Here is an 11888-nt window from a genome sequence, read left to right as displayed (position 1 = left end):
CACGTCCTCGCCGCCCGCCTGACCCAGCTTGGTGCCCGCCTTGGCAGGCAATTCGGCCCAATTTCGAACCGCGGCATTGCCGTGATCCCAGGGGCCGCTAGCTGATCCATCGAACAGGATGGGCGGAATGAACTTGTGAAAAAGAATTCAGGCGTGAACAAGATCGTCGTCGTGACCGGGGCCGGTGCTGGGGTGGGGCGTGCGACCGCCGATGAATTCGCCCGGGCAGGATATGACGTGGTCCTTTTGTCACGCGACCCCGATCGGCTGGAAAAGGCCGCGATCTATGCTCGTCGGCAAGGGGTCAGGGCGTTGGCCATTCCCACGGACGTGGCGGATGCCGCCGCCGTGGAGGCCGCCGCCGACAAGGCCGAGCGCGAGCTTGGGCCCATCGACGTCTGGGTCAACGTGGCCATGGCGACCATCTTCTCTCCCGTCGCCAAACTGACCCCGGAGGAGGTGGAGCGCGGCACCCAGGTGACCTATCTGGGGCAGGTGCATGGCATGATGTCCGCCCTGAAACGGATGCGCAAACGGGATCGGGGCGTCATCGTCAATGTCGGTTCGGCGCTGGCCTATCGCTCCGTTCCGCTCCAGTCGGTCTATTGCGGGGCCAAGGCCGCCATTCGCGGCTTCACCGATTCCCTCCGGTCCGAGATCATCCATGACAAGCTGAACGTGCGGGTGACGATGGTGGACCTGCCGGCGGTCAACACGCCCCAGTTCGACTGGGCATTGAACAAGATGGGACGCCGGGCCCAGCCCGTCCCCCCCATCTATGAACCGGAGGTTCCCGCGCGGGCCATCCGTTTCGCCGCTGAAAACAAGCGGCGCAACGTCTGGGTCGGCTATCCCACGGTGCAGGCCATCCTGGGCAACCGGATCGCGCCGGGATTGCTGGACCGCTATCTTGCCAAAGCCGGCTATTCCGGCCAACTGACCGACGAGGAGAAGCCGGACGACGCGCCGGTCAACCTGTTCAAGCCGGTGAAGGGCGATTACGACGCCCATGGGCGCTTTGACGGACGGTCGAAATCGCGCAGCGTCCAGATGTTCACCGAACGTCACCGCTTGGCCTTCTGGTCCGCGGCGGGGCTTCTGGCCGCTGCCGGTCTTTACCACCTTGCCCGCCGCGAAGGTTGCCCGGGACGCAAGCCGTGACGGTCGCGCTGGAAGATTACGCCATGATCGGCGACGGGGAAACCGTCGCCCTGATCTCGAACGAAGGGTCGATCGACTGGCTGTGTCTGCCGCGCTTTGATTCGCCCGCCTGTTGCGCCGCACTTCTGGGAAATGAGCGCCACGGATACTGGAGCCTTGCCCCGGACGGGGCGGTGACGGCCACCGAGCAGCGGTATCGGCCCGACACCATGATCCTTGAAACCGAACATCGCTGCGCCTCGGGCACGCTGGTCGTCACGGATTTCATGCCGGAACGGGAAGGAAAGCCGCTTCTGATCCGCATCGCCCGGGTGACGCAGGGGTCCGTCGATATCCTGTCGCGGGCCTCCTTCCGGTTCGATTACGGCAACATGCCGCCCTGGATCACGCCGGAGGGGGAGGGTCTGGCCATGCATGTCGGTCCCGACAAGCTGGCGTTGCACACCGACGCCCCCATGATTATCGAAGACGACGCCGTCCTGTCGCGCGCCACCTTGAAGGAAGGCGAACATCTGGCCTTCGTTCTGGCATACGGCCATTCGCATGAACGGGTCGGCGACGGCGTGGATGCACAGGCGGCCCTTCGGGAGACGGAACGCACGGATCGCGACTGGCTCTCGCGCCTGGATGTCAAGGGGCTTGCCTATCCCGATGCGGTGCGCCGGTCGCTCCTGACCTTGCGGGCGTTGATCCACCGCCCCACCGGCGGCCTTGTCGCCGCCCCCACGACATCGCTGCCCGAACAGCCGGGCGGCCAGATGAACTGGGATTACCGCTATTGCTGGTTGCGCGACGCCGCCTTCACGCTTGATGCGTTTCTGGAATGCGGGTTCGTGGACGAGGCCCGCAACTGGCGCGACTGGATCCTGCGCGCGGTGGCGGGGGCGCCCGACAAGATGCAGATCATGTATCGCGTCGATGGCGCGCGCCGTCTGGACGAGGCCGAGCTGGACTGGCTGCCGGGATATCGCTTCGCCCGGCCGGTGCGCGTCGGCAATGCGGCGGCGGGGCAACTGCAGCTTGACGTCTGGGGGGAGCTGATCTCAACCCTGCACATCGCCGAACGCGCGGGGATGGAGCGGAACGACCAGGGGCGGCATCTGGAACACGCGGTTCTGGAGCATGTCACCAAGGTCTGGACCGAACCGGATCAGGGCCTGTGGGAAAGCCGGGGGGAGCCGCGGCATTACGTCTATTCCAAGGCCATGGCCTGGGTGGTCATCGATCGCTTCCTCAAGGGCCAGAGCGTGGGGGAACTGCCGGATGACCGGCGGGCCGAACTGGAGACGCTGCGCGACCGGATCCACGCGAACGTATGCAAGGAAGGCTTCAATGACGGGGTGAACAGCTTCACCTCCTTCTATGGCGGGTCGGAGGTGGATGCCTCGCTTCTGCTGCTGCCCCGGATCGGCTTTCTGCCGATGAGCGATCCGCGCATGGTGGGCACCCTTGCCGCCATCGAGGCCCAGCTTGTCGACGGGGATTTCGTGCACCGCCACAAGATGAACGCGCTGGTGCCCGAAGGGGCGTTTCTGGCCTGTTCGTTCTGGCTGGCGGAATGTCTGCTGGGGGTCGGCCGCCGCGCCGATGCCGTGCGGACGATGGAAACCGCGATGGGCGTCGCGGGGCCCTGCGGTCTGCTGTCCGAGGAATACGACACCCGCTCGCGCAGGCTGGCGGGCAATCATCCGCAGGCCCTCAGCCATCTGGCCCTGATCCAGGCGGTGCTCGCCCTCAGGCGGTTCGATGCCGAGGGGCATGACATCGATGCCGACCTGTAGCGTCGCAGCCCCCCCATCCACGCCAAGGTGGATGGGACGTCTTGCGGCGCTGGCCCCGGTCCTGCTTCTGGCGGGATGCGGGTCGGGCATCAGCTTTCTCGACCCCCACGGGCCGGTCGCCGCGACGCAGCGCGACCTGTTGTTTCAGGTGACCGGCTGGATGATGATCGTGGTCCTGCCGGCCATCTTCCTTGTGCCCTTCGTGGCCTGGCGGTTCCGTCGACGGAGAAATGCGACCTATCGCCCGAACTGGCGTTTCTCCTGGCCGCTGGAAATCCTCGTCTGGGGCGTTCCGATCATTCTGGTCTGCATTCTGGCGTCGCTGGTTCTGGGCAAGGCCCGCGCCCTCGATCCCTATGCCCCCATCCCGTCCGACCTGCCGCCGCTGGAGGTCGAGGTCGTCGGCCTCGATTACAAATGGCTGTTCATCTATCCCGAACAGAACATCGCCAGCGTCGGCGTCATGGCGGTGCCGGTCGATCGTCCGGTGCATTTCCGCCTGACAAGCGACACGGTGATGCAATCCTTCATGATCCCGGCTCTTGGCAGCCAGATCTATGCCATGGCCGGCATGGTGACGGAGCTGAACCTGATGGCCGACCGTCCCGGCGTGCTGATGGGGCAGAACACGCAATTCAACGGCTTCGGCTTTCAGGACCAGAAGTTCGACACGCTCGCCCTGCCGCAGGCGGAGTTCGACCGCTGGATCGCCGCCGCCCGGACCGCTGGCCGCTCGCTCGACCAGGGGGCCTATGCCCTCGTGTCGCAAAAGGGCAAGTTGGCGGATCTGCGGTCCCGGTTCGACTTCGACCCCCAGAAGGGCCTGATCTTCTCGACAGTGGATCCCGACCTCTTCGGCACTGTCGTCTCCCGGTACCGTGCGCATGCGGACCACGGCAACACCGCCTCAGACCATGCGACGGGGGAACATCATCATGCCGACCACTGAAGGATGGTGGCCGCTCGTGTTCGGGCGGCTGTCCTTTGACGCGCTTCCGTTCTACAGCGCCATCGCGACGGGGGCGGCGTCGCTCGTGGTGATCGGGGCCGTCGTGGTGATCGGTCTTCTGACCTGGCTTGGCCGGTGGACCTGGCTGTGGCGCGAATGGCTGACCAGCCTCGATCACAAGAAGATCGGGATCATGTATGTGATCATCGCCATGGTCATGCTGGCCCGCGCCGTCATCGAAGGGTCGCTGATGCGCGCCCAGCAGGCGATGGCCTTCGACAATCCCGGCTTCCTGCCGCCCGAACATTTCGCGCAGCTGTTCTCCACCCACGGCTCGATCATGGTCTTCTTCATGGCGATGCCGTTCCTGACGGGGATCATCAACTTCGCCCTGCCCTTGCAGATCGGCGCGCGCGACGTGTCGTTTCCGCTGCTGAACTCCATGTCGTTGTGGCTGACGGCCGGGGGGGCGGGGCTGATGATGGCCTCGCTTGTCCTCGGCAAGTTTTCGACCGGCGGGTGGACCGGCTACCCCCCCTATACGGACGCGGTCTTCAATCCCGGCGTGGGCCCGGATTACTGGATCTTCGCCGTGACGCTCGGCTCTCTCGCCTCCACCATGACGGGGATCAACATCGCGGTGACGATCTACAAGAAGCGGTGCCGCGGCATGAACCCGTTTCGGATGCCGCTGTTCTGCTGGACCTCGCTGTGCACCTCCGTCCTCATGATCTTCGCCATGCCCCCGCTGACCGTGGCGACGGCCCTGCTGGCCCTGGACCGGTATGTCGGCACGCATTTCTTCACGAATGACGGGGGTGGCAACATGATGAACTTTGCCAACCTGTTCTGGCTGTTCGGCCATCCAGAGGTCTATATCCTGATCCTGCCCGCCTTCGGCGTCTATTCGCAGGTGATCTCGAACTTCTCGGCCAAGATCCTCTACGGCTACGACTCGCTCATCATCGCGACCATGTGCATCGCGGTCATGTCGTTCACGGTCTGGGTGCACCACTTCTTCACGATGGGGCAAAGCGCCAACCTGAACGCCGTGTTCGGCATCGCGACCATGGCGATCGGCATTCCGACAGGCGTGAAGATCTTCGACTGGATCCTGACGATGGCCTGGGGGCGCGTCCGCTTCACCGTGCCGATGCTCTATGCGCTGGCGTTCATGGTGCTGTTCGTGGTCGGCGGTCTGACGGGCATCCTGCTGGCCAACCCCGCCGTGGATTTTCAGGTGCACAACACCGTCTTTCTTGTGGCGCATTTCCACAACATGCTGATCCCCGGCCTGCTTTACGGGATGATCGCGGCCTATACCTACTGGTTTCCCAAGGCGTTCGGCTTTCGTCTGGACGAATGGTGGGGCCGGGTGGCGTTCGGCTGCTGGGTGACGGGGTTCTGTCTGGCCTTCCTTCCGCTGTATCCGCTGGGGCTGATGGGAATGCCGCGCCGCACGCAGGAGTTCTTCGAGCCGGATTATCTTCCCTTCACGATCGTCGCGGGCATCGGCGCGCTGTTCCTGCTGTCCGCCCTGACCAGCCTTGTCATCCAGCTTGTGGTGTCCATCCGCCGCCGCGCCACGCTGGCCGTGCCGGGGGGGGACCCTTGGGACGGACGCACATTGGAATGGGGCATTCCCTGCCCCGCGCCGGAATACAATTTTGCCGTGCTGCCGGTTGCCACGTCGCGCGATACCTTCCTTGCGGCCAAGGAGGATGGCACCGCCTATGCCCCGCGCCGCGCCTATCACGATATCGAACTGCCGCGGAATTCCATGACGGGCGTCGTGTTCGGTCTGGCCCTGGCGGCGGCGGCCTTCGGCCTTGTGTGGTATATGTGGTGGCTGGCCGCCCTGGGCGTTCTGGTGGCGATCGGGGCGGTCGTTGCCCGGTCCTTCGTGCTGGACACGATGCGGATCATCCCCGCGGCCGAGGTGCGCCGCCAGGATGAGGCGTGGCTGGCCCAGGTGCGCCGCCTGCCCGCCGCCGACCGCGATCACGAAACCACGCCCCGCAATCAGGGCATCGCGGAGGCCCCCGCCCCATGACCGCCGTCGATCATCACCGCCACCCCGGCATCAATCTGGGCCACACCGATCCCGACACCCATGAACAGGCGGAGGAAACGCTGTTCGGGTTCTGGATCTTCCTGATGAGCGATCTGGTCCTGTTCGCCCTTCTCTTCGCCACCTATGCGTCGATGATGGGTTCGACCGATGGGGGGCCCGGCCCGCGCGATGTGCTGGAGCTTTCCTCCTCGGCGCTGGAAACGGGGGTGCTTCTTTTTTCAAGCCTGACGATGGGCATGGCGAGCCTTGCCATGAAATACAAGGAGCCGCCCGCCCGCCTTCAGATGTGGCTGGTCGCGACGCTCATCCTTGGGCTGGTGTTTTTGTGGCTGGGCGGGTCCGAGTTCGTCAAGATGGCCTCGGAAGGCGCCTCGGCCCAGCGCAGCGGCTGGACCTCGGCGCTTCATGCCCTTCTGGGCACGCATTGGCTGCATGTGGCCGCCGGGTGCGTGTGGCTGATCCTGTCGATCCTTCAGGTGGCGATCTTCGGCCCGCAATCCCCGGTCAAGCTGCGTCTCATGCGGCTTGCGCTGTTCTGGCACCTTCTGGACATCGTCTGGATCTTCATCTTCTCCGTCGTCTATCTTGGGGGGCTGGCATGAGCGCCGAGCATACCGCACGGGAAAAACGCCGCGAGCTGCGCTCTTATCTCGTGGGTTTCGTGTTGGCGGTGATCCTGACGGCCGTGGCGTTTCTGGTCGTGGCGGCGGGATTGCCGACGATGACGGCCTATGGGGTGATCGCGGTGACGGCCCTTGTGCAGGTCGTGGTGCATTTCCGGTTCTTCCTGCACATCACCCTGAAACGATCCACCCGCGACGACCTTCAGTTGATCCTGTTCACCACCCTGATCATCGGCCTGATGGCCGGAGGGACGATCTGGATCCTCGACAATCTTCACCACCGCATGATGTAGGAGCCAGCCATGATCGAGGATCGTTACGACGTTGTCATCGTGGGGTCGGGGCCGGGGGGCGGCACGATGGCGTGGCGTCTGGCCCAGACGGGCAAGCGGGTGCTGCTGATCGAACGGGGTGACTATCTCAAGCGCGAACGTGAAAACTGGAGCACCGAAGAGGTCTTTGCCAAGGGGCGGTATCAGACCGATGAGACGTGGGTGTCCTCCAAGGGCGAGACGTTCCAGCCGGGCCTGCATTATTTCGTCGGCGGCAATTCGAAGGTCTATGGCGCGGTGCTGTTCCGTCTGCGCACCGAAGACTTCGACGCGGTCCGCCATCCCGACGGGATCGCGCCGGAATGGGCGGTGAAATACGACGAGTTCGAACCCTATTACCAGGCGGCGGAAGAGCTGTTCGAAGTGCGCGGCCATCGTGGCGAGGATCCGACCGAACCCCCGACGTACAGACCCTACAAACATCCCGCGATCCGGCACGAGCCGCGCATCCAGAAACTGTCCGACGACTGGGCGCGCGAGGGGCTGCATCCCTTCCACCTGCCGGTGGGCGGGCTCATGGATCAGGACGCCACCGGGGCCGCGACCCCGCATTCGCCCCTTCTGCGTTGCGACCCGTTCGACGGCTATCCCAGCCTGACCAACGGCAAGTCGGATTCGCAGGTGATCTGCGTCGACCCGGCCCTTGCCGCCCATCCGAATCTGACGCTGCTGAAAAACGCCTATGTCGAACGGCTTGTGACCGATGCGGCGGGCACCAGCGTCACGGGGGTGGAAACGGTGATCGAAGGCCGCACCCACATGATCCGGGGCGACATCGTGGTCGTCGCCTGCGGGGCGCTGTCCTCGGCCCTCCTGTTCTTGCGCTCGGGTAGCGACCGGCACCCGGACGGTCTGGCCAACCGGTCGGGTCAGGTCGGGCGCAACTACATGCGGCACAACAATGCGACGGTGATGGCCATCTCCAAGGATCCCAATCCGACGGAGTTTCAGAAGACCCTCGGCCTCAACGACTTTTATCACGCCCATCCGAAATCGCCGATGAACCCCCATGATTTTCCGCTGGGGCATATCCAGATGGTCGGCAAATCGGACGGCACCCAGATCGAGGCGGAAGGGCTGCCGTCCTTTTTGCAATGGTTGCCGGAAAAGCCGTTCGACTGGATCGCCGGGCATTCGATCGACTTCTGGCTGACCTCGGAAGATCTGCCCATCGCGGACAACCGGATCTTCTATCGCAACGGTCAGGTCCATCTGGATTTGACGCCGACCAACATGGACGGGCACAACGCCCTGCGCAAAATGCTGCGCACCATCTGCGACAAGGGCGCGATCCACCCGCATCTGATGGACCGCGCGCTGTATCTGGGCAAGAACACGCCCATCGGTGGCACGGCGCATCAGGCGGGCACACTGCGCTTCGGCCCGGACCCGGATCGCGACGTCCTCGATCTGGATTGCCGCGCGCATGGGATCGACAACCTCTATGTCACCGATGCCAGCTTTTTCCCGTCGATCGGTGCGGTGAACCCGACGCTGACCATCATCGCGAATGCCCTGCGTGTGGCGGACAGGATCGTGGGTCGGCTGTAGCGGGCCGTCACGCGCCCGGCGCCCCGCCATAGGTCCAAAGATAGTTTGGCGGCATCGGCCCCTTGTTGCGGCCACCCTGCTGGCTCTGTTCCCAGGCATGGGCCAGAATGCCGACCGAGCGGGACAGGCAGAAGATGCCGCGCGCAAGCGGGGCGGCAAATCCCAGTTCGGCGAAGATCACCGCCGTGGCGCCGTCGATGTTCATCGGCACGCCCCGGGGTTTTCCTCGCGCAAGCTCGGCCTCGATGGCCCGGGCGATGGCGGCGAACCGGCCGGAAATCTCTCCCTGGGCCGCAAGATCGTCGACCAGGCCCAGAAGGCGCGGCGCGCGCGGGTCGCCGTCCTTGTGGAACCGGTGCCCGAACCCCGGAACGAACTTGCCGTGTTCGGCGCGATGGGCCTTCAGCGCCTCCGGCACTGCCGCGGGTCCGCCCGCCCGGTCGATCCGGCCGAACAGCTCCACCAATTGTTCCCCCGCGCCGCCATGGACATCCCCCAGCACGTTCACCGCCGAGGCCATCGCGTTGTTCAGCCCCACCCCGCAGGTGACGGCCATGCGCGCAATGGCGATCGACGGGGCCTGCGGCCCGTGATCGACCGAGGCGACCAGCGCCGCCTCGAGCAGTCTGGCCTGACCGGGGGTCGGCAGATCGCCCCGCAGCATCAGCCAGATCATCTGCGGAAAGCTGACCGTGCCGATCAGATCCTCGATGGGGCGGTCGCGGAACTCGATCACGCCCGGCTCCATCCGGATGATCGAGGTCGTCCACCAGTCCTCTACGGAGGGGTCGGTCATCGTGTTTTCTCCTTGTCCCGCCCGCGCAGGTATCGTTCGGTGTCCTGACCCAGCCGCGGCGGCGGGGCGGCGACGCATGGCCGCTGGCCGTTGATGGTCACGGGCGAGGCGACCAGCGACAGCCGTTGCCCCGCGACCCCCTCCATGGGCCCGAAGTCGTGGACGAGCCCGCGTTGGGACAGGTGTTCGGAGGCCAGAACCTCCTCGACCTTCAGGACCGCGCCGCTCGGCACGCCGATCGGGTTCAGCTCCGCCTCCCACTCGCGGGCGGATTTGCGGGCCAGCGCCGCCTCGATCTCCCCCCGCAGGGCATCGCGGTTGGCCTTGCGATCCTCGCGCTGGCGGTAATCGGGATGGGTCAGCAGATGGTCGCAGCCGATATGGCGGCACAGCGCCTCCCACTGGCGATGTTCGTTGGCGGCGATGTTCAAAAGCCCGTCGCGCGTCTGAAACGCGCCGGAGGGGGCCGCCGTCATGTTCTCGTTGCCGATCACCGCCGGCGGCACCCCCGCCACCAGCCAGTTCGACACGGCCCAGCCCATCGTCGCCACCGTCGCCTCCAGCATGGACACGTCGATGAACCGCGCCTCGCCACGATCGGCCAGGGCAGCGCAGATCGACATGGCGGCGGTCAGCCCGCCGATCGTGTCCGCCACGGGAAAGCCGACGCGCAGCGGGGTCACCTCGGGCGTGCCGGTGACGGCCATGACCCCGGCGGCCCCCTGGATGATCTGGTCATAGGCCGGGCGGTTCGCCCATGGACCCGTCTGACCGAAGCCCGAAATGGCGCAATAGACGAGATCGGGCTTGCGGGCGCGCAGCACCTCCCATCCCAGTCCCAGCCGATCCATCACGCCGGGGCGGAAATTCTCCACCACGACATCGGAGGTTGCGACCAGGGCCAGAAAATCGGCCTTGCCCTCGTCGGTCTTCAGATCGAGTTCCACCGACCCTTTCCCGGCATTCTGCGCCAGAAAGGACACGCCCATCAGGTCGGCCGACAGATCCCGCGATGCGCCCAACTGACGGGCAAGGTCGCCGCGCCCCGGGATCTCGATCTTGATGACCTCGGCCCCCAGATGCGCCAGCTGCTGGCACGCGAACGGGCCCGCCAGCACGTTCGTCATGTCCAGAACCCGGATGCCCGAAAGGGGGGAGACGGACCGGCTTTGCGAGGTCATGCCATGTCCCCGAAGGTGATGACGGAAACGCGCGTGCGTGGTCTGGCGGCCATCAGCGGGATGGTCCATTCGGCATCACCGGTGGCGCGCGATGTGTTCATGGGGCATCCTCCTTGTCACGACCTCCCCTCCGTCTGCTGCGACAGTGGACAATCCCGCAGGATGTGTCCACAGTGCGGAACCCTGGTTTCACTCAATGGAACAGCCACTATGTCCTCAGAACAGCGCGTCGAAGCGGTCGAGAAGGCGTTGTCGATCCTTGATGCCTTCTCAGAAGAGCGCAGTTCGTTCAGCCTTACTGAATTGGCGGCGGAGACGGGGATCTCGAAAAGCTCCCTTCCCCGACTGCTCAATTCCCTGATCCTGTTCGGTTTCGTGACACGGGATTCCGACCGGCGATACGCGCTCGGCGCGAATGTCTGGCGCTTGGGCGCGTTGTTCCGGCGGCGCTTCGATCTGGGCGAAAAGATCCGGCCCGAACTGCGCCGGCTGGTCGATCTGACGGGCGAGACGGCCTCGTTCTATGTGCGCAAGCAGGAAGAGCGCATATGCCTTTATCGTCAGAACTCTCCGAACCCCGTGCGCCATCATCTGGATGAGGGGTCGCGTCTGAGCATCGACCGAGGCGCTGCGGGACATGCGCTGAGCGCGCGGGACGACGCCCCGACGGTGTTCGTGTCCCTTGGCGAACGAAATCCCGATGTGGCGGCGGTCGCCGTACGCATCACCGCACCGGACGGGGACCTGAGGGGCGCGCTTTGTGTCTCGGGGATCCTGAGCCGGTTCGGGGAAGACGCGCGGGGGCAGGCAGGCCGGCTTTTGCTGGAGGCCCGGGACCGGTTGCGCCTCACGGACTAAGCCCCCCCGGTCGTCACGGGGGGCGATCATTCGGACAGGAACCACGCGATCAGCTGGGCCGAATTTTCAACGCCCACGGCGCGGGTCAGGCGCAGGCGATGCGCCTCCACGGTGCGGCGCGAGAGGCCGGTTTCCTCCGCGATCACCGCGCTTGTCTTGCCTTGCGCCACAAGGGTCAGGATCTGCCGTTGCCGTCCGGTCAGGCTGAGCGTCTTTCGAGACACCGGGCGGCTGATCGGTTCGAAACAATAAAGCGCCCAGGCGAAGGGATCGACCGGATCGCGGGTGCGCCCATGGACGCGGCACCAGAACCGCGTCCCCCCGGCATCGGCCATCACCCGTTCATCGTAATAGACCGCGCCCCCCGGCAGATTGTGGCGCCACATCTCTCCCGTGCGGACGAAATCGGCGATGGCGGGATAGAGGCGCGCCAGGCTGCCGTTGATCAGGTCCGCCCGGTCATAGCCGAAAAGCCGGGCGAATTCGGCATTGCAGTCGCGGATGATCCGGTGCGTGGCAAAGACCATCGGCACGGGCATATCCGAAAGGGTGAAAGGGAACGCTGCCGTCATGTCGTAGAAA

General features: G+C 65.2%; 11 protein-coding genes. 8 read left to right on the top strand and 3 right to left on the bottom strand.

Translation table 11 applies throughout. The features are described 5' to 3' along the window. The first annotated feature begins 153 nt into the window (after positions 1–153). The 7 genes from MU449_RS00365 to MU449_RS00335 are packed head-to-tail and all read left to right on the top strand — an operon-like array spanning position 154 to position 8471. The gene (locus MU449_RS00365) at positions 154–1161 is read left to right on the top strand and encodes an SDR family oxidoreductase (RefSeq protein WP_244735992.1); all 1008 of its coding nucleotides are present in this window, start codon (positions 154–156) and stop codon (positions 1159–1161) included. Beyond that, entirely contained in the window at positions 1158–2942 is a 1785-nt protein-coding gene (locus MU449_RS00360; protein ID WP_244735991.1) for a glycoside hydrolase family 15 protein, read from the top strand. Before MU449_RS00365 ends, MU449_RS00360 begins: the two co-directional genes overlap by 4 nt. Before the next feature lie 31 nt (positions 2943–2973). Beyond that, entirely contained in the window at positions 2974–3891 is a 918-nt protein-coding gene (locus MU449_RS00355) for a cytochrome ubiquinol oxidase subunit II (protein ID WP_244735990.1), read from the top strand. After that, complete coding sequence (locus tag MU449_RS00350; protein ID WP_244735989.1) at positions 3878–5944, top strand: cbb3-type cytochrome c oxidase subunit I; 2067 nt, start codon at positions 3878–3880, stop codon at positions 5942–5944. The genes MU449_RS00355 and MU449_RS00350 overlap by 14 nt, the downstream gene beginning before the upstream one ends. Further along, positions 5941–6567, top strand: coding sequence for a cytochrome c oxidase subunit 3 (locus MU449_RS00345; RefSeq protein WP_244735988.1), 627 nt, complete (start codon positions 5941–5943; stop codon positions 6565–6567). The genes MU449_RS00350 and MU449_RS00345 overlap by 4 nt, the downstream gene beginning before the upstream one ends. Beyond that, positions 6564–6881 (top strand): cytochrome o ubiquinol oxidase subunit IV, encoded by a 318-nt coding sequence (gene cyoD, locus MU449_RS00340; protein WP_244735987.1) that lies wholly within the window; start codon positions 6564–6566, stop codon positions 6879–6881. The genes MU449_RS00345 and cyoD overlap by 4 nt, the downstream gene beginning before the upstream one ends. 9 nt (positions 6882–6890) lie before the next feature. Further along, on the top strand, positions 6891–8471 hold the full coding sequence (locus tag MU449_RS00335) for an FAD-dependent oxidoreductase (protein WP_244735986.1): 1581 nt from the start codon (positions 6891–6893) through the stop codon (positions 8469–8471). A gap of 7 nt (positions 8472–8478) precedes the next feature. On the opposite strand, the gene MU449_RS00330 is transcribed toward MU449_RS00335, so the two are convergent. Both MU449_RS00330 and MU449_RS00325 read right to left on the bottom strand, forming a co-directional pair. Further along, positions 8479–9267 (bottom strand): citryl-CoA lyase, encoded by a 789-nt coding sequence (locus tag MU449_RS00330; protein WP_244735985.1) that lies wholly within the window; start codon positions 9265–9267, stop codon positions 8479–8481. Next, positions 9264–10448, bottom strand: coding sequence for a CaiB/BaiF CoA transferase family protein (locus MU449_RS00325; RefSeq protein WP_244735984.1), 1185 nt, complete (start codon positions 10446–10448; stop codon positions 9264–9266). The genes MU449_RS00330 and MU449_RS00325 overlap by 4 nt, the downstream gene beginning before the upstream one ends. Positions 10449–10658: 210 nt before the next feature. On the opposite strand from MU449_RS00325, the gene MU449_RS00320 reads away from it, so the two are divergent. After that, the gene (locus MU449_RS00320) at positions 10659–11306 is read left to right on the top strand and encodes an IclR family transcriptional regulator (RefSeq protein WP_244735983.1); all 648 of its coding nucleotides are present in this window, start codon (positions 10659–10661) and stop codon (positions 11304–11306) included. 26 nt (positions 11307–11332) lie between these two features. On the opposite strand, the gene MU449_RS00315 is transcribed toward MU449_RS00320, so the two are convergent. Then, entirely contained in the window at positions 11333–11878 is a 546-nt protein-coding gene (locus MU449_RS00315) for a helix-turn-helix transcriptional regulator (protein WP_244735982.1), read from the bottom strand. Positions 11879–11888: the final 10 nt, after the last annotated feature.

Source organism: Falsirhodobacter halotolerans, assembly GCF_022899245.1.
In the GTDB taxonomy this organism is placed as follows: domain Bacteria; phylum Pseudomonadota; class Alphaproteobacteria; order Rhodobacterales; family Rhodobacteraceae; genus Falsirhodobacter; species Falsirhodobacter halotolerans.
The sequence above is the reverse complement of the archived record's forward strand: the minus strand, read 5'-3'. Positions and strand labels throughout refer to the sequence as shown.

Bases quoted from the DNA above. Each gene is read 5' to 3' on its own strand.
- cyoD (WP_244735987.1), top strand. From the start codon at position 6,564: ATGAGCGCCGAGCATACCGCACGGGAAAAACGCCGCGAGCTGCGCTCT.
- MU449_RS00330 (WP_244735985.1), bottom strand. From the start codon at position 9,267: ATGACCGACCCCTCCGTAGAGGACTGGTGGACGACCTCGATCATCCGG.
- MU449_RS00335 (WP_244735986.1), top strand. From the start codon at position 6,891: ATGATCGAGGATCGTTACGACGTTGTCATCGTGGGGTCGGGGCCGGGG.
- MU449_RS00355 (WP_244735990.1), top strand. From the start codon at position 2,974: ATGGGACGTCTTGCGGCGCTGGCCCCGGTCCTGCTTCTGGCGGGATGC.
- MU449_RS00315 (WP_244735982.1), bottom strand. From the start codon at position 11,878: ATGACGGCAGCGTTCCCTTTCACCCTTTCGGATATGCCCGTGCCGATG.
- MU449_RS00350 (WP_244735989.1), top strand. From the start codon at position 3,878: ATGCCGACCACTGAAGGATGGTGGCCGCTCGTGTTCGGGCGGCTGTCC.
- MU449_RS00320 (WP_244735983.1), top strand. From the start codon at position 10,659: ATGTCCTCAGAACAGCGCGTCGAAGCGGTCGAGAAGGCGTTGTCGATC.
- MU449_RS00345 (WP_244735988.1), top strand. From the start codon at position 5,941: ATGACCGCCGTCGATCATCACCGCCACCCCGGCATCAATCTGGGCCAC.
- MU449_RS00325 (WP_244735984.1), bottom strand. From the start codon at position 10,448: ATGACCTCGCAAAGCCGGTCCGTCTCCCCCCTTTCGGGCATCCGGGTT.